The following is a 20,000-nucleotide window of genomic DNA, read 5'->3' as shown; positions in this document are numbered from 1 at the left end:
ACCCGACGGACCATCCCGGCGGGCACAACACGCTGACCGGGATCATGCTCAAGATCGCGTCGGTGGCGGTCTTCGTCGCCATGTCGTCCTGCATCAAGGCGGCGGGCACGGTGCCGGCGGGCCAGATCGTCTTCTTCCGCTCGTTCTTCGCCATCTTTCCGATCGTCGTCTTCCTGGCCTTCCAGGGAAAACTTGGCACCGCATTTTCGACCAAGCGCCCGCTCAACCACATTGCGCGCGGCGTTGTCGGCGTCTGCGCCATGGGGCTCGGCTTCTTCGCGCTGATTCGGCTGCCGCTGCCGGAAGCGATCGCGCTGAACTACGCACAGCCGCTGCTGGTGGTGGTGTTCAGTTCGATCTTCCTCGGCGAAGCGATCCGCGTCTATCGCTGGAGCGCGGTTGCGGTCGGACTGGTCGGGGTGCTGGTCATCTCATGGCCGGAACTGACGCTGCTGGGTTCGGGCGCAGCACTCGGCGATCAGGAGGTGCTCGGCGTCATCGCCGCACTGGTCGCGGCAGCGATCTCGGCCGTCGCCATGCTGCTGGTGCGCAACCTCGTCCAGAGCGAGCCGACGGCAACCATCGTGTTGTGGTTTTCGGTGACGGCGAGCCTCCTGGCCTTGCTGTCGCTGCCGTTCGGCTGGCAGGCGCTGACACCGGCGCAGGCGGGCCTGCTCATTGCTGCAGGCTTTTGCGGCGGGCTCGCCCAGATTCTGATGACGGCCGCCTATCGCCATGCCGAGGCCTCGGTCGTGGCGCCTTTCGAATACACGTCGATGCTGCTTGGCATCGTTGTCGGCTATCTCGCCTTCGGCGACGTCCCGACGGTTCATATGCTCATCGGCGGCGTGATCGTCGTTGCCGCCGGCATCTTCATCATCTGGCGCGAGCGGCAACTGGGCCTTGAACGTGCCCGCACCCGCCAGGCGACCCCGCCACAAGGATGATCAGGACGGCTCGGCCCGCTCGTTCGCCAATCGCACCAGCACGGTCCTTGTCTGCTCATCGGCGGGGAAAAACGATTCGATCGCCAGTTCCGACAGCGTCACGTCGAGCGGCGTGCCGAACACGGTGATGGTGCTGATGAACGACAGCACGGCATCGCCATGCGCAAGCCGCAGCGGGTGCACGATCGCGTTCGGCTCGACCGGCACCGGCCGTGCGCCGTTCAGGCCGGACGGATAGGTCCGAAGCTCGCGCTCCAGTTCGACCAGAACCGGGTCGCCTGAAGCGTCGTTCTGGTGTTTCAGCCGGTCGAGAAGATGCGCGCGCCATTCGGCCAGATTGACGATGCGCGGCGCGACGCCACCCGGGTGCAGGCTGAGCCGCAGCACGTTGACTGGCGGCTTCAGCAAGGAAGGCTCGGCGACGTTGGCGAGGAACGGGCCGATGGCGGCGTTTGCCGACACCAGGTTCCAGTGCCGGTCGACAGCCAGAGCCGGGAAGGGTTCGTGACCCTTGAGCACGATCTCGACCGCCGCCATCGCCGGCGCCAGCGAGGCATCGGTGAGCGGACGCTCGCTGAAGCTGGGGGCAAAGCCCGCGGCCAGCAGGAGCTGGTTGCGCTGCCTCAACGGGATCGACAGCTGCTCGGCCAGATGCAGCACCATGTCGCGCGAGGGTGCCGCGCGGCCGCTTTCCACGAAACTCAGATGCCGCTGCGAGATTTCGGCTTCCATGGCGAGGTCGAGCTGGCTCATGCGCCGGCGCGTGCGCCATTCGCGAATGAGGCTGCCGGCGGAAGTCTGGGTTGCGGTCATGGGTGCATGACTAGGCCGGCCGCAGATGCATTTCAATTACCGGGGAGGTTATAGGTACAGCATCTACGTCGGAGATTTGCGAAAGCGGTGATGACAGCCAATCTTCCCCCTTGTGGGGGAGATGCCTGGCAAGGCAGAGGGGGGCGCTGTCCCGCCGACCTATCGGGAGGCCACGAAAGTGGGCCATCCTTCGCGCCCCCCCTCTGGCCTGCCGGCCATCTCCCCCACGAGGGTACCACGAGGGGGGAGACTGGCTAATCTCGAACCCTCAACCCAGCGCCCGAAGCTTCGCCTTCACTTCAAGGAAATCCCGCCACGCCAGCTTCTTGTGCGCGGGGGTTCGCAAGAGATACGCCGGATGAAGCGTTGGCATGGCGGGGATGGCAATGCCGGCGGCGGTCGTGTGGACGCGCCAGTTGCCGCGCAGCCGCAGGATGCCCTCTGTGGTGTTGAGAAGGGTGCTTGCCGAGGGGCCGCCCAAATTGACCAGCACCTTCGGATTGACCAGCTCGATCTGCCGTTCGATGAACGGCCGGCAAATCTCGGTCTCGTGCGGCGTCGGCGTGCGGTTGCCCGGCGGCCGCCAGGGAATCACATTGGCGATGTAGGCCGAGGTCCGGTCGAGGCCGATCGCGGCCAGCATCCGGTCGAGCAGCCGGCCCGAGCGGCCGACGAACGGCAATCCCTCGATGTCCTCGTCGCGCCCGGGTGCCTCGCCGACCAGCATCACCGCGGCATTCGGATTGCCATCGGCGAACACCAGGTTCTTGGCGGTGAATTTGAGGTTGCAGCCGTCGAATGCCGCCATGTGCTGGCGAAGTTCGTCCAGGGTTGCCGCCGTCGTCGCCAGGTGTCGCGCCAATGCCGCTTGCTGCTCGTCGGGCACTGTCGCCGTACCGGACGGCGCGCGCACCGCCGGCGCCGCAGCTTGCCTTTCGCCCATTCCGGCGCGTGACAGGCTTGTCGAGCGTGGCAGCGCTGCGTTCTCACCGGTTGGCGGCGTAACTGTCGCTGGCGCCCGCTCAGGCGGCTTTGACGCAGCCTCGGCAAACCTGTTCAGCGGCTCCTCTTCGAGCGCTTCATCGACGCCGGCGCTGGCGTAGAAGGCCAGCAGCTCGGCAATATCAGGTCGGTTGTCTCGGGAAACGGCAGTCATGCTTTCACATTCAGTCGCGCGGCAGGAATTTGCAACATCGTGATTGGCGCGATGCTTCATGATTTCGTCATCGTCGGGCGGAGCATGAGCGAAGAGACGTTGCGAAGACCCAGTATGACGAAGTAGTTCAGCTCGACGGTATACGCGGATCCTGCACCAGATAGAACGTCCAGCGTGGTGTGTAGTCGGTGATCAGGTAATCGAATTTTGCCGTCTTCAACGGGTCGATCTTGCCGCTCTTGAACAGCAGCCGGTCATAGGGTTCGAAGTCGCGATCGAAATCGGCAAAGCTGCTCGACCAGATGTTGTCAGGCGTTTTGTTGCGCTGGTCGAACGACAGGCCGTCGCCGAACACGCTCGGCCGGTGGAGTATCTCCTGGAGCTCGAATTGGAACTCGACCCAGGCCTGGCCGCTGTTGTTGAGCACGTCGATGCGCATGTACATGAGGCCGTTGGCAAATTGGCCCGCAGTGCCGAAGGGGTGGATCGGCTTCGTCGTGCGGATCGTCAGTGTCACTGGTGTCGCCGAATTCAACTCTTCGGTGATGACAAGCGGGTCCTCCTTTGTCCCGATGCCCGAGGCGCTGGTGATGCGGAAGCCGCCCAGCTCGTCGGAAAAGGAGTAGGCTCCGGCCACCCAGACCCTTTGCGGCTCGGCGTGGGCGCCAACGGACGCCAGCGGCAAAAGGGCCAAAACGAGCGCCCGGCAAACCCGTCCGGGCGGCGAAAAAAAGCGCGTCGATGAAAAGCCGGATGGCCCGTATGTGCGCATGGTGCGAAGTATGGCCGATAAGCAAGCCGCCGAACAATTAAAAAAAATCAGGGCAACGGCTCTCTTTGGACTGGCTTGACCCGGATCGATGTTGGTGGACCCGCAAATCGCGATTTTGTAGTACGATGCGCGGCCTTTTGACGAAATCGGCATTGTCACGTCAGCGCCGGTTTCGCGTCGCGAATTGATGCGCTATGCAGCGGATAAGCCAGCAAGATGCGCAAATGCGGCAGCCAGTGAGGGGTTGATGAGCGAGATCGAACGCGAAAGCATGGAATTCGACGTGGTCATCGTCGGCGCCGGTCCGGCCGGCCTCTCGGCCGCGATCCGTCTCAAGCAGGTCAATCCCGAGCTTTCCGTCGTCGTCCTGGAAAAGGGCGGCGAAGTCGGCGCTCACATCCTGTCCGGCGCCGTCGTCGATCCGATCGGCATCGACCGGCTGCTGCCGGGCTGGCGTGACGAAGAGGGACATCCGTTCAAGACGCCGGTCACCGCAGACCATTTCCTGGTCCTCGGCCCCGCCGGTTCGTTCCGTCTGCCCAATATCCTGATGCCGCCGCTGATGAACAACCACGGCAACTACATCGTTTCGCTCGGCAATGTCTGCCGCTGGTTGGCGACCAAGGCCGAGGCGCTGGGCGTCGAGGTCTATCCGGGCTTTGCCGCCGTGGACCTCATTTACAGTGACGAGGGCGCGGTCACCGGCGTTGTCACCGGCGATATGGGCGTCGAGAAGGATGGCACGCAAGGCCCGGGCTTCGCGCCGGGCATGGCGCTGATGGGCAAATATGTGCTGATCGGCGAGGGCGCGCGCGGCTCGCTGGCCAAGCAGTTGATTGCCAAATATCATCTTTCCGACGGCCGCGAGCCCGGCAAATACGGCATCGGTCTCAAGGAGCTCTGGCAGGTCAAGCCGGAGAACCATCGGCCGGGCCTTGTCCAGCACTCCTTCGGCTGGCCGCTCGACATGAAGACCGGCGGCGGCTCCTTCCTCTACCATCTGGAGGACAACCAGGTGGCGGTCGGCTTCGTCGTCCACCTCAACTACAAGAACCCCTACCTGTCGCCGTTCGACGAGTTCCAGCGCTTCAAGACCCACCCGGCGATCAGGGCCACATTCGAGGGCGGCAAGCGGCTCGGCTATGGCGCCCGTGCCATCACCGAGGGCGGCTGGCAGTCGGTGCCGAAACTGTCCTTCCCCGGTGGCGCGCTGATCGGTTGTGCTGCCGGCTTCGTCAACGTGCCGCGCATCAAGGGCTCGCACAATGCCGTGCTCTCCGGAATGCTGGCGGCCGAGCATGTCGCCGAGGCGATCGGCGCCGGCCGCGCCAATGACGAACTGGCTTCTTACGAGGCGGCATGGCGGGCAACCGACATCGGCAAGGATTTGAAGAAGGTGCGCAACGTTAAGCCGTTGTGGTCGCGCTTCGGCACCGTCGTCGGCGTCGGCATCGGCGGTCTCGACATGTGGCTGAATTCGCTGTTCGGGTTCTCGCCTTTCGGCACGCTGAAGCACGGCAAGGCCGATTATGCGACGCTGGAGCCGGCCGCCAGGCATAAGAAGATCTCCTATCCGAAGCCGGATGGCGTGCTCACCTTCGACCGCCTGTCCTCGGTGTTTCTGTCCAACACCAACCACGAGGAAAACGAGCCTGTCCACCTGCTGGTCGCGGATATGGATCTGCAGCGGCGTTCCGAGCACGATGTCTATGCCGGGCCCTCGACACGCTACTGCCCGGCCGGCGTCTACGAATGGGTCGACAAGGATGGCAACGCCGCCGCCGATCCCGCGGCGAAGGACGTGCGCTTCGTCATCAACGCGCAGAACTGCGTCCACTGCAAGACCTGCGACATCAAGGATCCGAACCGAAACATTACCTGGGTGCCGCCACAAGGTGGAGAGGGACCAGTCTACCAAAACATGTAGCCCAGCAAGCCAGAACGGCCCGGCGGCCGTCTCGCCCGTTGACCAAAATGAAAGCGCGTGAAGGCCTATTATATGTGCGGCGTCTAAAAGAAGTTGAAGCGGGGCGGCGCCTGTGGTTCCATTCTTTCTGACCCGGGAGATGACCATGCGCCTGGCGGTTCTGACGTGCCTTGTGGCGATTGGCGGCTTGTGCGGCTTCGCACCGCCGGCATTGGCTGACACGAAGGTGCTGGTCAAGACCCGGACCTACGACATCACTGGAACCACGGGCGCCGCCCTGATCGAGGCCATGGACCGCAACGGTCCGAAGCGGCACGGCTTCATGACGCACGCCATCGCGCTGGCCGCCTATACCGTGGATTGGGACCTTGACGTCACAAGGGAGGGTGGTGTCTGCCGTCTGCGCCAAGCCAATGGCACGCTCGATCTCACCTACACCTTGCCGCGTTTGGCCTCAGCCGCGACGCCGGCGCTGCAGAAGCGCTGGAAGCGGTTTTTCGCGGGCGTTCGTGCTCACGAGCATAACCATGGCCGCATCGCCAGGACAATGATGCGGGCGACCGAGAAATCGATCACTGGACTGGAGTTCGCCGACAACTTGTTTTGCAGCAAGACGCACCGCGAGGCGAGGCGCCGGATCAAGGCCGTCTATGCCGAATACGAGGCGAAACAGAACGCCTTCGACGCGCGCGAGCATCGCGACGGCGGCCATGTCGAGCACCTCATCAGGGCGCTGTTGCGCAAGCAGTAGCTCAGCCTCGGGTCCTGCCGTTCTGTCTCACCGATGCCGTCGCGGTTTCTTGTTCGTCGACCGGCTTCTTCTGTTCCTGCCTGAGCGAGAACTCCACCATCAGCGGAAGATGGTCGGAGCCGGTGTTTTCTAGCCTCGACACCGAATGGATGAGAACCGCGCCCTTGCTGAAAACAAGGTCGATCGGCAGTCCGGCGAAGCGCAGGAATTCCGGCAGCTTGATAGGGAGCCAGGTCGGCCCCGGCGAAGGCGCCACGGTCAGCTTGCCAAGACCTGCGACGCGCCGGACGGCGGCGCTCCACGGCGCTGCATTGCAGTCGCATGCCATGATCGATGTCTCGCCAAGCGAGGCGAACTCCCCCGACAATCCGCCGATCTGCCGTGACTGGTTGCGCGGCCATGGCCAGGTGAGGTGCATGGCGGCGACGTCGACTTCGGTTCCGCCGAAATCGACCGTCGCGATGGCCATCGCGCCGCGGCCATAGCAGCGCGGTTGCGCGCCGGCGGCAAACGACCGTCTGGACAGCAGCGCAACGCCGAATACGCCATTGGGGTAGGGGCAGAAGATCCGGTAAGGGTAGGCGCTTGCAACATGGCCAAGTTTCGCCTTCCACATGTCGGACACCTCGTCGAGGGTGATCACATCAGGCTGGGTCCGGCCGATCAGCGACAGGACTTTTTCAGGCGTTGAATTGTTGAACCGCAGGTTCATCTGCAGCAGGCGGTAGACCGCCTGATCACCGGGGTAGACCGCCTGATCGCCGGCCTCGACTTCGTAGGCTGCCTGGACCGGCCACAGGCGGGGCACCGACAGGGCGTTCGACGTGGTGGCAAAGGCAGCCACCGCAAAGAGCAGCCCTGTGGCCGCCTGCAGGCGAAACGAGGTCGCCAGCAGCGGCAGCGCGCAAAGCGCCATCAGCACGGCAAGATGAACGCGGAAATGAGCGAAGGAATCGAAGGCCGGATGCAGCGTTCCGAAAAACCCGGCCACCAGCGCGACCGAGAAGACGAGCATTGCGACGAATGCCATCGAAGCCATCATGTCTCGAACGGGTGCCATCTACTTTGCTTATCGGCAGAAATGCAGCCAATCAAGATGGTGAAACGCCCTGCCGCGCTGTTACCATACTCCGATCGATGAAAGCCGCCGTTCCTACTGGAACGCCGTCTCCGAAAAGCTTCTGAGCTTGCGCGAATGCAACCGTTCCATCGGCATCTCGGCCAGCTTTTCCATCGCCCTGATGCCGATGGTCAAATGCTGTGCCACTTGCCGCTTGTAGAACTCGGTCGCCATGCCGGGCAGCTTCAATTCGCCATGCAGCGGTTTGTCGGAGACGCAAAGCAGCGTACCGTAGGGTACGCGGAAGCGGAAGCCATTGGCGGCGATCGTCGCCGACTCCATGTCGAGCGCGATCGCCCGTGACTGCGACAGCCGCTGCACTGGTCCACGCTGGTCGCGCAACTCCCAGTTGCGGTTGTCGATGGTAGCGACTGTGCCGGTGCGCATGATACGCTTGAGGTCATAGCCGGAAAGGCCGGTGACTTCGGCGACCGCCTCCTGCAGCGCCACCTGGATTTCGGCCAGCGGCGGGATCGGCACCCAGACCGGAAGATCGTCGTCCAGAACATGGTCTTCCCGCACATAGGCGTGCGCCAGCACATAGTCGCCCAGCGCCTGGGTGTTGCGCAGGCCGGCGCAATGGCCGAGCATCACCCAGGCATGCGGCCTGAGCACCGCTATGTGGTCGGTGATCGTCTTGGCGTTGGAGGGGCCGACGCCGATATTGACCATGGTGATGCCGCCATGGTTCGGCTTCTTCAGATGATAGGCCGGCATCTGCGGCAGGCGCGGCGGCGCCACGCCATGGCTGGGCGCATTTTGTCCAGCCTTGGTGACGACGTTTCCCGGCTCGACGAATTCGACATATCCGCCGCCGCCTTTCGCCATAAGATCGTGCGCACGGGCGACGAATTCGTCGATGTAGAACTGGTAGTTGGTGAACAGCACGAAATTCTGGAAATGCTGCGGACTGGTCGCCGTGTAGTGCGACATCCGGTGCAACGAGTAGTCGATGCGTTGCGCCGTGAACGCCGCCAATGGCCTGGCTTCGCCTAGCGCCACTTCGAACGTGCCGTTGGCGATCTGGTCGTCGGTGCCGTCGAGATCCGGCACGTCGAACAGGTCACGGATCGGCCGTCTGATGCGCTCGGCTGCCGCGCCGTCGACATGCGAGCCTTCCAGGAACGCGAAATGCAGCGGGATGGGCGTCGTCGATTCCGAGACCGTGACCGGAACGCCGTGATTGCGCATGATCAGGCGAAGCTGTTCGATGAGATAGCGTTCGAAAAGGGCGGGCTGGGTTATGGTGGTCGAGAAATGCCCAGGCGTCGGCATATGGCCGTAAGCCTGCCGCGAGTCGATCTGGGTGAACGAAGTCGTGGTGACACCGACCTCCGGATAAAACGCCCGGTAGCGCTTGTTGTTGTCGCCGCCTGCGGCGAGCGCCGTAAACGAATCGCGCAGGAATTTGGTGTTGCGGTCGTAGAGCGCCTGCAAGGCCGCGACGGCCTTTGCTGCATCATTGAAGATCTGCCGGCCAAATGGCTCCGGCATCACGACTGAGTCTATGGCTTGGGGGTAGATTCGCTTTTCCATGACCCAATATAGAGGCTTGGCCACGCGGTTGGGAGGGGGCCGAAGGGTCGTTTTTTGTTTTGAGTTTCGATGAAGGCCGATTGCCTAACCACGCCGCAGGCTGATCAGCAGCACAAAGCCGACGCCGGTCTTCTTCAGCGCCGGCGCTTCGATCGTCGAGCCGGCATCGGCGCGCATCGTCGGCACGGCCAGAACCGGCGCGGCAAGAACCATCAGGATGAGCGTCGCCCGCGGCACTAGCCGAAGGGTCTTGCGGGCGTTGGCGGCGATGCGGTCCATGGTTTTTGCTTTTCTCCTCTCGAAGACTTTGTCGGTTCAGGGGCGAAAATGGTTCACGCAATCGAACCGGCAGGAATTGGCCTGGTCCCAGGAACGGGCCGGGCGCCCGGCCTCTGCAACGAGGATGGCGAACGCCATGCCGAACAGGCTCATTAGCAGGCAGACGATGGCGAAGCGGCGGGCGAACATGGCGTGGTTCTCCTTCAACACGCATGACAATGCCCTGATGCAACTGAACCGGCTCTGATGCCGGTGTTCATCTGCGGTTCAAATTTGGACTGTTAGGGCGCGGAAGGCGCAGCCTGCGCGATCGATCGGTGTTCCCAAACACAGAGGCGCGAACAAAAACGGGGCCTTTGCGGCCCCGTGTTCATTGTGCGGCAGTCGAAACGATCAGAGCTTGTGCCAGGTCTGGCTCCTGCAGATCAGCCCGCCGAGCACGCAGCCGCTCATCTTGAGCGAAGCGCCTGAGACCGAGGCCTTGCCCGAATAGGTCTTGTCGGTCTCCGGGTCGGTTATCGTACCCGTGTATTTGTTGGCGCCGGACACCTTGAACGAACCGATACGCTTGCCGGCAAACTTGCCGGATTTGAGCGTGATGGAAAATGCGTCGCCACCGCCCGTGATGGCGGCGGTCGAACCGGCTTGCGTTTTCCAGTTGCCTTCGATCGGGTCGGCCCAAGCGGTGCCGGCCATGATCAATGTGGCCGCGAGGCCCATGCTGATTTTGCGAAACATGTTTCTCCTCCCTGTGGACATCCGGACGAACGTTCCGCCCCGCCAGTCTGCCTCTTACGCAAACGTAAGCTAATCCACCTCCCGGCAAAACAAAAGCGGTGCCGCTGCGGAAGACTTCGGGATTTTTCCCGGCCGCCTGAAGCGGTCTGGTCGGCGAGAAATGAAATGCCGGGCATGCTGGCTTTGTCTTCCGTGGTTAGCGGAGTCTTGATTTGCGCCTCGCAAATTTTCATCAATATTGGCGCAAACCGGCGCAATTGCTGGCTTTGCATCGTTAATGAATTTCGGCGTTTACCTCTTGTTTTAGCTTTGTTTTCCTCAAATTAAGCACGCCGTTTAACGACGGATTCAAGCCTTCGGTTCATTCTCGAAAGCATCGAAAGAGCGGCCGCCCAAGGGTTTCCAAGGGACAGAACGAGGCAGCTCTCGGGAGCCTGACAGGGGCTAGAACAGGGGATTGAAATGGCACGTTTTGAAATGCCTGAAGCCGGCTTCGGCGCCATGGGGGCAACTGCCCAGGCCGACATTCTTTTCGAACTGGGCATGATGTATGCGACCGGCCGCGATTGCGAGACCGATGTCGTCGCCGCCCACAAATGGTTCAACATCGCTGCGATCAAGGGCTCGGTGCGCGCCGCGGAACTGCGCTCGGAATTGTCGGCCGCCATGTCGAAAGTCGAGATCGCCAGGGCGCTGCGCGAAGCCCGCGAATGGATGACGATGCACTAAGTCTCACCTGAACTCATCATGTACTGAGATCACCGACAGGGACGCTTCAAGGCCGCGCGAAGACGGCCGGACCGGCAAGAACAAGGCCGCGCAAGACGGCCGGACCAACAATGACAAGAACGCCGCAGGCCGGATACAGCCCAGCTGCGCGACGGACAGGGAAGGCGAGCGGTTTTCGGGGCGCGCGTAGCGTTCGGGATTGTTCGATCGACAAAAGCCGCGACCGGCCGGAACAAGGCCGGCGCGGCTTTTCGCGTTTTCGGACCATGGTCCCAAAAAGTGGAAACTGGTTTTTGGAAGAAGATCATGGCCAAACAGAAAGGCGGCAGGCCCAATCGAGTGCCGCCGATGCGCCAAGACAGGCTTGGCGAACGGTGAAATTCTCCCACCTAATCTGGAAGAGGCGCGGTCGGAGCGGCCGCGCGCGAGTGGAGGAGTTGTATCGCCATGAAAAACTTGGGTATTTTGAGCGCGGCCATTGTCGGCCTGGTGATGAGCGCGCCGGCCTTCGCCGAAGACATCACCTTTTCGGTGGTCGGACCGATGACCGGACAGCTTGCCACCATCGGCGACCAGTTCAAGCAGGGCGCGCAAGCCGCCGCCGACGCGATCAACGCCGCCGGCGGCGTCGACGGCCGCCAGATCAAGCTCGATGTCCAGGATGACCAGTGCGATCCGAAGCAGGCGGTTTCGGTCGCAAACCGCATCGTCGCCAACGGCGTCAAGTTCATCGATGGCCATGCCTGCTCGGGCTCGAGCATCCCGGCCTCGGCCGTCTATGCCGAAGCCGGTGCGATGATGATGAGTCCGGCTTCGTCGAACCCGGAGCTGACGGACGCGGCGGCGAAATCCGGCTGGCCGACGATCATGCGCCTTTATACGCGCGATGATGCGCAGGGCGCCTTCATCGGTCCATGGATCGCCAAGAAATACGCCGGCAAGAAGGTCGTCATCATGCATGACAAGAGCGCCTATGGGCAGGGCGTGGCCGATGCCGTCAAGGCGACGATGAACCAGAACGGCCTCAACGAGATCCTCTACGAGGGCATCAACGCCGGCGAAAAGGACTATTCGGCGCTTGTCACCAAGCTCAAGGAACTGAAGGCTGATGTGGTCTATTTCGGCGGCTACCACCCAGAGGCCGGCCTCATCCTGCGCCAGTCGGCGGAACAGGACTTCAAGTTCCAGCTGATCATGCCGGACTCGATTGCCACGCCGGAATTCTGGCAGGTTGCCGGCCCGGCCGGCGAAGGCACCATGTTCGTCTTCCCGTCGGATCCGCAGGCGAAGCCCGAAGCCAAGCAGGCCATCGAAAAGATCAAGGCGGGCGGCTTCGTGCCCGAGGGCTTTACGCTGTTCTCCTATGCCGTGATCCAGGCCTTTGCCGAGGGTATCAAGCGCGCCGGCAGTGACGACCCGGCCAAGGTTGCCGAAGCGCTGAAGAATGGCCAGCCGATCAGCACCGTCGTCGGCCCTGTCACTTTCGATGAAAAGGGCGACCTCAAGAACGTCAGCTACGACATCAACCAGTGGCACGACGGCAAATACGCGCCGATCCAGCCTTGATCGCCGGCTTTGCCTGGCGACAATCGGAGATGGCCGGGGCAGATCCGGCCATTTTCATTTGGTGATGCGTTTGTGGCGCGCGTCTTCCGTCGTCGCCTCTCCTTGGATGAACAGCGTCAGCCGTGGGCTTCCTCGGCAAAACGCACCAGCACCGTCCCATCGGTGACCTGCGCGCCCTCTGTTGCGATCTCGGCGATCGTCCCGTCATGCGTGGCGGAAATCGTGTGCTCCATCTTCATCGCTTCCAGGATCAACAGCGGCTGGCCCTTGATGACGGTTTCGCCTTTTGCCGCGCGCACCAGCTTGACCAGTCCCGGCATCGGCGCGCGCAGGCTGTCGGCACCGGCGGCGATTTCGTCGGCCCTTGCCAACGGGTCCGGCACCGCGAAGCTGTAGCCGACGGCGCCTGAAAAGACAGTGACATGGCCTGGCCAGCGGGCGAGGCGAGGGGCAGCGCGAAGATCAAGCGCGCTGTCATAAGGTGCGTCCAGTGCCACCTGGAAGCGCCCGTCCGGCCGCATCGATACAAGCGCCAGGATATCGTCCTCGCCGTAGCGAAGCCGCGTGCGCCGCGCCATCGCGTGGAAATGCGCATAGCCGGCAAGCGACGACCACGGGTCGCGGGTCGGCGCCTGAGCCCCGGCGCCGGACGCCGCAAGTGCGGCTGCAGCGACGATCTCGCTGCTCGGCGGCGGCACTGCGGTCAGCGCTTGCTGATGCCTGCCGATCAGCCCGGTGTCGACGTCACCTGCCGAAAAATCCGCGTCAGCGGCGAGAGCCGCGAGAAAGGCGGTGTTGACGGTCGAGCCGGCAATCTCGGTTTGCGAAAGGGAAATGCCCAGTGCCTCGAGCGCCGCCTGCCTGTTCTTGCCGTGGACGACGAGCTTGGCGATCATCGGGTCGTAGAACGGCGAGATGGCATCGCCGGTCCGCACGCCGGTCTCGATCCGCATGCTGGCGCCCTCCGGCACTGTATCCGGAAATTTCAGGTGATGCAGCGTGCCCGTCGCCGGCAAAAAGCCCTTTGCCGCGTCCTCGGCATAGATGCGCGCCTCGAAGGCGTGACCGGAGAGCGCAATCTCGCTCTGCGTCTTCGGCAGCTTTTCGCCGGACGCCACCCGCAACTGCCATTCGACCAGATCGGTGCCGGTGACCATTTCGGTGACGGGATGCTCGACTTGCAGGCGAGTGTTCATTTCCATGAACCAGAAGCGGTCGGCCTTCAGCCCTTGCGAGGCGTCGACGATGAACTCGATCGTGCCGGCGCCGGAATAGTCGATCGCCTTGGCGGCCTTCACCGCCGCCTCCGTCATTGCCTTGCGCAATGCCGGCGTCATCCCGGGGGCGGGGGCTTCCTCGATCACCTTCTGATGGCGCCGCTGCGCCGAGCAGTCGCGCTCGTAGAGATGCACGACATTGCCGAAGATGTCGCCGAAAACCTGAACCTCGATGTGGCGCGGCTTGTCGACATATTTCTCGACCAGCACGCGGTCGTCGCCGAACGCGGCCTTGGCCTCGCGCCGCGCACCCGACAGCGCCTCGGAAAAGTCGTCGGGATGTTCGACGCGCCGCATGCCCTTGCCGCCGCCGCCGGCGCGCGCCTTGATCAGCACGGGATAGCCGATCTCGCGTGCCTTGGAGGCGAGCAGCACGATCTCCTGCGCCTCGCCGTGATAGCCCGGCACAACCGGCACGCCGGCCTTCTCCATCAGCCGCTTGGCCGCGTCCTTCAGCCCCATGGCGCGGATCGAGGCGGCCGACGGGCCGATGAAGACGAGCCCGGCCGCTGTCACCTGATCGACGAAATCAGGGTTTTCCGACAGAAAACCGTAGCCGGGATGGATGGCTTCGGCGCCGGTGGCCAAAGCCGCCGCGACGATCTTGTCGCCGCGCAGATAACTTTCGCCGACCGGCGAGGGTCCGATATGCACCGCTTCGTCGGCCATCTCGACATGCAAGGCGCCGGCGTCGGCCTCGGAATAGACGGCGACCGTGCGCACGCCCATCCTGCGCGCGGTGCGGATCACCCGGCAAGCGATCTCGCCGCGGTTGGCGATCAGGATTTTGGCGAACATGGGACCTCCAAAGCCAGAGCTTGCCGCCAACGGCGCGAATGCTCCTTCACGCGGGCTGTGGCAACACCCTGCTTTGCAGTCCGGCCATTGTCAAAGGATCGGTAAGCCAGCCTGCCTACTTGGAGGCAGCGATCCCGCAGCCGCCGGCCGCGGTCTTGACCTTCCATCTCGTCAAGCCGGCCTGGCAATTGCGCAACGCACTCTCTTCCGCGGCCTGTTGCGAGGGTGCGTTGAGTTTGGAGCCGCAGATGATGTAGAGGTCGGTCACGCGCGATTGGAACGTCGTCGCATAGGCCGAATGGCCGCTCGCCGCGACATAGGCCTTGTAGGCCTTCGGGCAATCTCCAGTCGAACCTGCCGGAAAATGGACGGCGAAACGTCTGTCGCCCTTGCTTCCCGCCAGCGATTCCGCCGCTCCAATGCCGGGCGCTGCTAATATAAGCAATCCCGCAAGTACAGATACAGTTGTTTTCTGAAAAAGCTGCTGTCTCATCTTCGCCCAATCCCCACTGGTATTTGCAATGAGCAATAGCCGCGATTCTTTCGTCTGGCCAGATCGGGGAATGAAAATAAGTCTGAAAACTATGAATGGATTTTCTTACCTGAGCCGGTCGCGCTCCCGCCATTGCGCAGCAACGCCTGTTGGTATAGGTCCGCCGTCTGTTGGTCGAAGCAGCAGAAGATGACGGTTTCAGGAACCGCATTGTGGCTGACAAAGGCGCTCACCGTGCCAACGGCGATCTGCGTCGCCTGGTCCTTTGGATACCGGTATACACCGGTCGAGATCGCCGGAAATGCCACCGTCCTGCAATCCTTGCCGGCGGCGAGTTCGAGCGACCGGCGGTAGCAGGAGGCCAACAACTCGGCTTCGCCCTTGCCGCCGCCTTGCCAGACCGGCCCGACCGTGTGGATGACATAGCGTGCCGGCAGCCTGTAGCCCTTGGTGAGTTTTGCGTCGCCGACCTTGCAGCCATTGAGGGATTGGCATTCGGCCAGAAGTTCGGGGCCGGCCGCACGGTGGATGGCGCCGTCGACGCCCCCGCCACCCAGAAGTGAGGTGTTGGCGGCGTTGACGATGGCGTCGACCGCCAACCTGGTGATGTCGCCGACATGAACGCGAATCCTTGCCTCGATCTCGCTCATCGGTCACATCCTGAACACGCCGAAGCTTGTCTCCTCGATCCCGGCGTTCAGCGCTGCGGACAGGCTGAGCGCCAGCACCTCGCGCGTCTTGGCCGGATCGATGATGCCGTCGTCCCAGAGCCGGGCGGAGGAATACAGCGGGTGGCCTTCATGCTCGTATTTCATCAGGATCGGCTTCTTGAATTTTGCCTCCTCCTCCGCGCTCCATTCCCCGCCCTTGCGTTCGATCCCCTCGCGCTTGACCACGGCCAGCACGGTGGCCGCCTGCTCGCCGCCCATCACCGAAATGCGGGCATTCGGCCACATCCACAGGAAGCGTGGCGAATAGGCGCGTCCGCACATGCCGTAATTGCCGGCGCCGAACGAGCCGCCGATGATCATGGTGACCTTCGGCACGCGGGCCGTGGCGACCGCCATCACCAGCTTGGCGCCGTCCTTGGCGATGCCGCCGGCCTCGTATTTTCGCCCGACCATGAAGCCGGTGATGTTCTGCAGGAAGATCAGCGGAATCTTGCGCTGGCAGCACAACTCGATGAAATGCGCGCCCTTCAGCGCACTTTCGGAAAACAGCACGCCGTTGTTGGCGATGATGCCGACCGGCATGCCGTTGAGATGGGCAAAGCCGGTGACCAGCGTGGTGCCATAATTCTGCTTGAACTCGTCGAATTCGGAGCCGTCGACGATGCGGGCGATCACTTCACGCACGTCATAGGGCTGGCGCAGATCGGTCGGCACGATGCCGTAGAGTTCTTCGGCTGCATGAAGCGGCGCAATCGGATCGCGTAGCGCCAGCCCGATCTGCTTCTTTCGATTGAGGTTCTTGACGATGCGGCGCGCGATCGCCAGCGCATGCTCGTCGTCCAGCGCAAAATGATCGGCCACGCCGGAAAGCCGCGTGTGGACCTCGGCGCCGCCCAATTCCTCCGCGCTGACGTCCTCGCCGGTAGCGGCCTTCACCAGCGGCGGACCGCCGAGGAAGATGGTCGCCTGGTTGCGCACCATGATCGTCTCGTCCGACATCGCCGGCACATAGGCGCCGCCCGCCGTGCACGAACCCATGACGCAGGCGATCTGCGGAATGCCTGAAGCCGACATGTTGGCCTGGTTGTAGAAGATGCGGCCGAAATGGTCGCGGTCGGGAAACACCTCGTCCTGGTTGGGCAGGTTGGCGCCACCGCTGTCGACCAGATAGACGCAAGGCAATCTGTTCTGCGCCGCGATCTCCTGGGCGCGCAGATGCTTCTTCACCGTCAGCGGATAATAGGTGCCGCCCTTCACCGTGGCGTCGTTGACGACGACCATCACTTCGGTGCCTTCGACGCGGCCGATGCCGGTAATGATGCCGGCCGCTGCGATGTCCTCACCATACATCGACCACGCGGCGAACTGGCCGATCTCGAGGAATGGCGAGCCGGTGTCGAGCAATTGGGCGAGGCGCTCGCGCGGCAAAAGCTTGCCGCGGCGATGGTGGCGCTCACGCGCTTCCTCCGAGCCGCCACGCTCGACGGTTGCCGCCTTTTGCGCAATGTCGGCGACCAGCGCCCGCATGCGCTCGGCATTGGCGCGGAAGGTGTCGGAGGCTGGCGAGATCTGCGAGGTGAGGGGGGCCATTGGCGTTACCGGATCAGTTCGATCTTGCAGCCGATATCCAGGTCGCCCCAGCCGCGGTCGGCGGTGACGGCTATGGCGTTCTCGCGAATTGCCAGGGCCAGGCAGGCCCGATCGCCCAGCGACAAGCCGCGATGCCGCGTCAGCTCGCGAAGCTGACCGGCGGCGATGCCCATCATCTCGTCGAAAGCAGCGACCGGCATGCCGAGACTGGCGAGGTCGTCAGCGGCCTCTTCCATGCTGCGTCCCTTGTCGATCAGCTTGGCGATAATTTCGGCCGCATTGACGGAGCTGAATTGCGCATCCGGCGCGAAACCCAAGGCAACATCGGTGCCTTTCTCGTCAAGCAGGATCGCAAGCGCCGCCGAGCTGTCCATGACGTAAGCTTTCACTTCGCTCCCTTCCTCGCCGTTCCTTCAGCATGAAGCCGGTCCAAACGTCTATCGCTTCGACGCTGTTCTTCGCGCCGCTCCTTCAGAAATTCGTCGACGACACTTTCGCCGGGCTTTTTCAACGCTGACAATTCGGCCTGGACGCGCCGCAGATTCCGAAGCCACGACCTTACCCGCAACTCGCCGTTCTCGACGTGAAGGATCAAGTCTTCACCAGGCTTCACGCCCATTTCCTCGCGCATCGCAGCCGGGATAACGAAGCGTCCGCCCTCGCCAAGTCTTACGCGCTCGCGTTTCGCTGGCAACCGGAGCGGAGTTTTTGGAGCACCTGCCTCGAATTGTGTCGGCGGATTCTCGTCAACCCCCGCCTTTTCGGTTCCGTTCGCCATGTTCTGCCTCGGTCCGGAAATATGACATGTCAGGAGAAATATGGGGCAAATTGTCCAGCATGGCAAATTCAGGAGATAGCGCCATCAGACTCTTTCCGCCATGATTTCCCGCCCGATCAGCCAGCGGCGGATCTCGCTGGTGCCGGCGCCGATCTCGTAGAGTTTGGCGTCGCGCAAGAGCCGGCCGGTCGGATAGTCGTTGATGTAGCCATTGCCGCCCAGCAGCTGGATGGCGTCGAGCGCCATCTGCGTCGCCTTCTCGGCAGCGAACAGCACGCAAGCGGCGGCGTCCTTGCGGCTCGTCTGGCCGCGGTCGCAGGCAGCGGCGACGGCATAGACATAGGCGCGCGCGGCGTTCATCGTCGTATACATGTCAGCGAGCTTGCCCTGCACCAGCTGGAACTCGCCGATCGGCTGACCGAACTGCTTGCGTTCGTGCACATAGGGGACCGCCACATCGAGGCACGCCGCCATCAGCCCGAGCGGGCCGCCGGCGAGCACCGTGCGCTCGTAGTCGAGACCCGACATCAGCACCTCGACGCCGCGCCCTTCCTCATGCAGCACGTTGTCGAACGGCACTTCGACATCCGAAAAAACCAGCTCGCCGGTGTTGGAGCCGCGCATGCCGAGTTTGTCGAGCTTTTGCGCGACGGAAAATCCGACGAAATCCTTTTCGACGATGAAGGCGGTGATGCCGCGCGACTGGAGTTCTGGATCGGTCTTGGCGTAGACTACCAGCGTCTCGGCGTCCGGGCCGTTGGTGATCCACATCTTGGTGCCGTTCAGCACATAGCAATCATTGCGCTTTTCCGCGCGCAGTTTGAGCGACACGACGTCGGAGCCGGCGCCGGATTCCGACATTGCCAACGCGCCGACCTTTTCGCCGCTGCACAGCGCAGGCAGATATTTTTCCTTCTGCGCCGGCGTTGCCCAGCGATTGATCTGGTTGACGCAGAGGTTGGAATGGGCGCCGTAGGAAAGGCCGACCGAGGCCGAGGCGCGCGAAATCTCCTCCATCGCCACGACATGGGCGAGATATCCCATGCCGGTGCCGCCGAATTCCGGATCGGCGGTGATGCCGAGCAGGCCGAGCCCACCGAGTTCGGCCCACAGATGCGACGGAAATTCATTTGAGCGGTCGATCTCGGCGGCGATCGGGGCGATCTTGTCCTGGGCGAAGCGCCGCACCAGGTCGCGCAGCGCCTCGATGTCTTCGTCAAGCCCGAAGTTGAGTGTGTGCGTGTACATGCCGTTCCTCCCGGCGCACGGCCCGAAATCGAATTCAATTTCGGGAAGGGCGCAAAATCAAAGTGCCACAGCGTCCTTTGCGCGCCGGCTGTGGCGCTGCAGGCGCGTTGTCGCGCCATGGGCCTTTGCTCCAACCAGGCGCATCGTCATTGAAAGATATGTGGCGGTCACCTCCGAGATCGATAGCCGCTCGCCCGGCCGGAACCAGACGATGACGCCGGTCATCATCTGGATCAGCGCCATGGCCGTCAGCCCTGTGTCTTCGACGCTGAAGACGCCGGCTTCCGCGCCGTCGCGCAAAATGACGCGCAGCTCCTTCTCATAGGCGGTGCGCATACGCAGGATCTGCGTCAGGCGGTCATGCGACAGGCTGCGCAATTCCATGTTCGAGACATGGGTGGAATGGCGGCGTTCGATGTGGAAGGCGATGTGGTTTTCGACATAGGCGGCGAGCCGGGTCGCCGGATCGGCCGCGGCCGGGCGCGCCGAGTCCCACGCCTCGATCAGCCCTTGCATGTGCTCGCGCATCAGCGTGAACAACAGGTCTTGCTTGGTCGGAAAATAACGGTAGAGCGCCGCCGCCTGGACGCCGACCTCGGCGGCCAGCTGGCGCATCGACATTGCCTCATAGCCGAGACGCGCGATCAGGCTGACTGCCGCCTCGCGGACCGCTGCTTCGGTCTTTTCGCCGTCGGAACCCGTCGTGCGCGCCATGCGAGCCTCGTTGAGAGGATAAGAATAAAACGAACGTTCAATTAATTCAAGAGTGCGACTCCTTCTTCTCCCCTTGTGGGAGAAGGTGGCCTCGCGA

Annotated in this window: 21 protein-coding genes; 5 read left to right on the top strand and 16 right to left on the bottom strand. The window is 63.0% G+C overall.

Annotation, left to right across the window (positions count from 1 at the left end; all coding sequences use genetic code 11):
* The first annotated feature begins 44 nt into the window (after positions 1–44).
* Positions 45–947 (top strand): DMT family transporter, encoded by a 903-nt coding sequence (locus AC0L3O_RS21130; RefSeq protein ID WP_473616555.1) that lies wholly within the window; start codon positions 45–47, stop codon positions 945–947.
* Here AC0L3O_RS21130 and AC0L3O_RS21125 read toward each other — a convergent pair whose 3' ends face one another.
* From AC0L3O_RS21125 to AC0L3O_RS21115, 3 genes are all read right to left on the bottom strand, one after another.
* The gene (locus tag AC0L3O_RS21125; RefSeq protein ID WP_473616512.1) at positions 948–1,760 is read right to left on the bottom strand and encodes a helix-turn-helix domain-containing protein; all 813 of its coding nucleotides are present in this window, start codon (positions 1,758–1,760) and stop codon (positions 948–950) included.
* A gap of 268 nt (positions 1,761–2,028) precedes the next feature.
* Complete coding sequence (locus AC0L3O_RS21120) at positions 2,029–2,916, bottom strand: uracil-DNA glycosylase (protein WP_473616511.1); 888 nt, start codon at positions 2,914–2,916, stop codon at positions 2,029–2,031.
* Positions 2,917–3,043: 127 nt separating this feature from the next.
* The gene (locus AC0L3O_RS21115) at positions 3,044–3,688 is read right to left on the bottom strand and encodes a hypothetical protein (protein WP_128168068.1); all 645 of its coding nucleotides are present in this window, start codon (positions 3,686–3,688) and stop codon (positions 3,044–3,046) included.
* Positions 3,689–3,935: 247 nt separating this feature from the next.
* Here AC0L3O_RS21115 and AC0L3O_RS21110 point away from each other — a divergent pair, with 247 nt between their 5' ends.
* Entirely contained in the window at positions 3,936–5,615 is a 1,680-nt protein-coding gene (locus AC0L3O_RS21110) for an electron transfer flavoprotein-ubiquinone oxidoreductase (RefSeq protein ID WP_473616509.1), read from the top strand.
* A 145-nt stretch (positions 5,616–5,760) separates the two neighbouring features.
* A complete protein-coding gene (locus AC0L3O_RS21105) occupies positions 5,761–6,366 on the top strand; it encodes a DUF922 domain-containing protein (RefSeq protein WP_128172683.1) in 606 nt (201 codons plus the stop codon).
* Position 6,367: 1 nt separating this feature from the next.
* On the opposite strand, the gene AC0L3O_RS21100 is transcribed toward AC0L3O_RS21105, so the two are convergent.
* The 5 genes from AC0L3O_RS21100 to AC0L3O_RS21080 all read right to left on the bottom strand — a co-directional run bounded on the left by AC0L3O_RS21100 (position 6,368) and on the right by AC0L3O_RS21080 (position 10,039).
* Positions 6,368–7,396 (bottom strand): endonuclease/exonuclease/phosphatase family protein, encoded by a 1,029-nt coding sequence (locus AC0L3O_RS21100; RefSeq protein WP_245277731.1) that lies wholly within the window; start codon positions 7,394–7,396, stop codon positions 6,368–6,370.
* A 123-nt stretch (positions 7,397–7,519) separates the two neighbouring features.
* Positions 7,520–8,980: an AMP nucleosidase gene (locus AC0L3O_RS21095; RefSeq protein WP_245277730.1), complete on the bottom strand. Its 1,461-nt coding sequence runs from the start codon at positions 8,978–8,980 to the stop codon at positions 7,520–7,522.
* Between the two features lie 126 nt (positions 8,981–9,106).
* Positions 9,107–9,301, bottom strand: coding sequence for a hypothetical protein (locus tag AC0L3O_RS21090; RefSeq protein ID WP_128172684.1), 195 nt, complete (start codon positions 9,299–9,301; stop codon positions 9,107–9,109).
* Positions 9,302–9,337: 36 nt separating this feature from the next.
* Positions 9,338–9,490 carry a hypothetical protein gene (locus AC0L3O_RS21085; protein WP_287173901.1) on the bottom strand — a complete coding sequence of 51 codons (153 nt, stop codon included), beginning with the start codon at positions 9,488–9,490 and terminating at the stop codon, positions 9,338–9,340.
* 204 nt (positions 9,491–9,694) lie between these two features.
* Positions 9,695–10,039: a DUF2147 domain-containing protein gene (locus AC0L3O_RS21080; protein WP_128172685.1), complete on the bottom strand. Its 345-nt coding sequence runs from the start codon at positions 10,037–10,039 to the stop codon at positions 9,695–9,697.
* Between the two features lie 462 nt (positions 10,040–10,501).
* On the opposite strand from AC0L3O_RS21080, the gene AC0L3O_RS21075 reads away from it, so the two are divergent.
* Both AC0L3O_RS21075 and AC0L3O_RS21070 read left to right on the top strand, forming a co-directional pair.
* The gene (locus tag AC0L3O_RS21075) at positions 10,502–10,768 is read left to right on the top strand and encodes an SEL1-like repeat protein (protein WP_027152750.1); all 267 of its coding nucleotides are present in this window, start codon (positions 10,502–10,504) and stop codon (positions 10,766–10,768) included.
* A 447-nt stretch (positions 10,769–11,215) separates the two neighbouring features.
* Positions 11,216–12,334: an ABC transporter substrate-binding protein gene (locus AC0L3O_RS21070; RefSeq protein ID WP_473616508.1), complete on the top strand. Its 1,119-nt coding sequence runs from the start codon at positions 11,216–11,218 to the stop codon at positions 12,332–12,334.
* A 116-nt stretch (positions 12,335–12,450) separates the two neighbouring features.
* Here the strand turns inward: AC0L3O_RS21070 and AC0L3O_RS21065 are convergent, their stop codons facing one another.
* From AC0L3O_RS21065 to AC0L3O_RS21030, 8 genes are all read right to left on the bottom strand, one after another.
* The gene (locus AC0L3O_RS21065) at positions 12,451–14,409 is read right to left on the bottom strand and encodes an acetyl/propionyl/methylcrotonyl-CoA carboxylase subunit alpha (protein WP_473616507.1); all 1,959 of its coding nucleotides are present in this window, start codon (positions 14,407–14,409) and stop codon (positions 12,451–12,453) included.
* Between the two features lie 115 nt (positions 14,410–14,524).
* On the bottom strand, positions 14,525–14,902 hold the full coding sequence (locus AC0L3O_RS21060; protein ID WP_023800789.1) for a hypothetical protein: 378 nt from the start codon (positions 14,900–14,902) through the stop codon (positions 14,525–14,527).
* Positions 14,903–14,991: 89 nt separating this feature from the next.
* Positions 14,992–15,552, bottom strand: a complete 561-nt coding sequence (locus AC0L3O_RS21055; RefSeq protein ID WP_287341839.1) for an O-acetyl-ADP-ribose deacetylase — start codon at positions 15,550–15,552, stop codon at positions 14,992–14,994.
* Between the two features lie 3 nt (positions 15,553–15,555).
* Entirely contained in the window at positions 15,556–17,163 is a 1,608-nt protein-coding gene (locus tag AC0L3O_RS21050) for a carboxyl transferase domain-containing protein (protein ID WP_473616505.1), read from the bottom strand.
* Between the two features lie 5 nt (positions 17,164–17,168).
* Positions 17,169–17,552, bottom strand: coding sequence for a type II toxin-antitoxin system VapC family toxin (locus AC0L3O_RS21045; RefSeq protein WP_128168076.1), 384 nt, complete (start codon positions 17,550–17,552; stop codon positions 17,169–17,171).
* Positions 17,549–17,941, bottom strand: a complete 393-nt coding sequence (locus tag AC0L3O_RS21040) for an AbrB/MazE/SpoVT family DNA-binding domain-containing protein (protein ID WP_287173896.1) — start codon at positions 17,939–17,941, stop codon at positions 17,549–17,551. Before AC0L3O_RS21040 ends, AC0L3O_RS21045 begins: the two co-directional genes overlap by 4 nt.
* An 84-nt stretch (positions 17,942–18,025) precedes the next feature.
* The gene (locus tag AC0L3O_RS21035) at positions 18,026–19,189 is read right to left on the bottom strand and encodes an isovaleryl-CoA dehydrogenase (RefSeq protein WP_473616504.1); all 1,164 of its coding nucleotides are present in this window, start codon (positions 19,187–19,189) and stop codon (positions 18,026–18,028) included.
* Positions 19,190–19,246: 57 nt separating this feature from the next.
* Positions 19,247–19,903: a TetR/AcrR family transcriptional regulator gene (locus AC0L3O_RS21030; RefSeq protein WP_473616503.1), complete on the bottom strand. Its 657-nt coding sequence runs from the start codon at positions 19,901–19,903 to the stop codon at positions 19,247–19,249.
* Positions 19,904–20,000: the final 97 nt, after the last annotated feature.

Source organism: Mesorhizobium sp. WSM4810, assembly GCF_055811235.1.
This window is presented reverse-complemented; position numbering and strand designations above follow the sequence as displayed.

What these genes read in the sequence shown, in the direction of transcription:
- AC0L3O_RS21130 (WP_473616555.1), top strand. Translation starts at nt 45, where the DNA reads ATGCTCAAGATCGCGTCGGTGGCGGTCTTCGTCGCCATGTCGTCCTGC.
- AC0L3O_RS21125 (WP_473616512.1), bottom strand. Translation starts at nt 1,760, where the DNA reads ATGACCGCAACCCAGACTTCCGCCGGCAGCCTCATTCGCGAATGGCGC.
- AC0L3O_RS21120 (WP_473616511.1), bottom strand. Translation starts at nt 2,916, where the DNA reads ATGACTGCCGTTTCCCGAGACAACCGACCTGATATTGCCGAGCTGCTG.
- AC0L3O_RS21115 (WP_128168068.1), bottom strand. Translation starts at nt 3,688, where the DNA reads ATGCGCACATACGGGCCATCCGGCTTTTCATCGACGCGCTTTTTTTCG.
- AC0L3O_RS21110 (WP_473616509.1), top strand. Translation starts at nt 3,936, where the DNA reads ATGAGCGAGATCGAACGCGAAAGCATGGAATTCGACGTGGTCATCGTC.
- AC0L3O_RS21105 (WP_128172683.1), top strand. Translation starts at nt 5,761, where the DNA reads ATGCGCCTGGCGGTTCTGACGTGCCTTGTGGCGATTGGCGGCTTGTGC.
- AC0L3O_RS21100 (WP_245277731.1), bottom strand. Translation starts at nt 7,396, where the DNA reads ATGGCATTCGTCGCAATGCTCGTCTTCTCGGTCGCGCTGGTGGCCGGG.
- AC0L3O_RS21095 (WP_245277730.1), bottom strand. Translation starts at nt 8,980, where the DNA reads ATGCCGGAGCCATTTGGCCGGCAGATCTTCAATGATGCAGCAAAGGCC.
- AC0L3O_RS21090 (WP_128172684.1), bottom strand. Translation starts at nt 9,301, where the DNA reads ATGGACCGCATCGCCGCCAACGCCCGCAAGACCCTTCGGCTAGTGCCG.
- AC0L3O_RS21085 (WP_287173901.1), bottom strand. Translation starts at nt 9,490, where the DNA reads ATGTTCGCCCGCCGCTTCGCCATCGTCTGCCTGCTAATGAGCCTGTTC.
- AC0L3O_RS21080 (WP_128172685.1), bottom strand. Translation starts at nt 10,039, where the DNA reads ATGTTTCGCAAAATCAGCATGGGCCTCGCGGCCACATTGATCATGGCC.
- AC0L3O_RS21075 (WP_027152750.1), top strand. Translation starts at nt 10,502, where the DNA reads ATGGCACGTTTTGAAATGCCTGAAGCCGGCTTCGGCGCCATGGGGGCA.
- AC0L3O_RS21070 (WP_473616508.1), top strand. Translation starts at nt 11,216, where the DNA reads ATGAAAAACTTGGGTATTTTGAGCGCGGCCATTGTCGGCCTGGTGATG.
- AC0L3O_RS21065 (WP_473616507.1), bottom strand. Translation starts at nt 14,409, where the DNA reads ATGTTCGCCAAAATCCTGATCGCCAACCGCGGCGAGATCGCTTGCCGG.
- AC0L3O_RS21060 (WP_023800789.1), bottom strand. Translation starts at nt 14,902, where the DNA reads ATGAGACAGCAGCTTTTTCAGAAAACAACTGTATCTGTACTTGCGGGA.
- AC0L3O_RS21055 (WP_287341839.1), bottom strand. Translation starts at nt 15,552, where the DNA reads ATGAGCGAGATCGAGGCAAGGATTCGCGTTCATGTCGGCGACATCACC.
- AC0L3O_RS21050 (WP_473616505.1), bottom strand. Translation starts at nt 17,163, where the DNA reads ATGGCCCCCCTCACCTCGCAGATCTCGCCAGCCTCCGACACCTTCCGC.
- AC0L3O_RS21040 (WP_287173896.1), bottom strand. Translation starts at nt 17,941, where the DNA reads ATGGCGAACGGAACCGAAAAGGCGGGGGTTGACGAGAATCCGCCGACA.
- AC0L3O_RS21035 (WP_473616504.1), bottom strand. Translation starts at nt 19,189, where the DNA reads ATGTACACGCACACACTCAACTTCGGGCTTGACGAAGACATCGAGGCG.
- AC0L3O_RS21030 (WP_473616503.1), bottom strand. Translation starts at nt 19,903, where the DNA reads ATGGCGCGCACGACGGGTTCCGACGGCGAAAAGACCGAAGCAGCGGTC.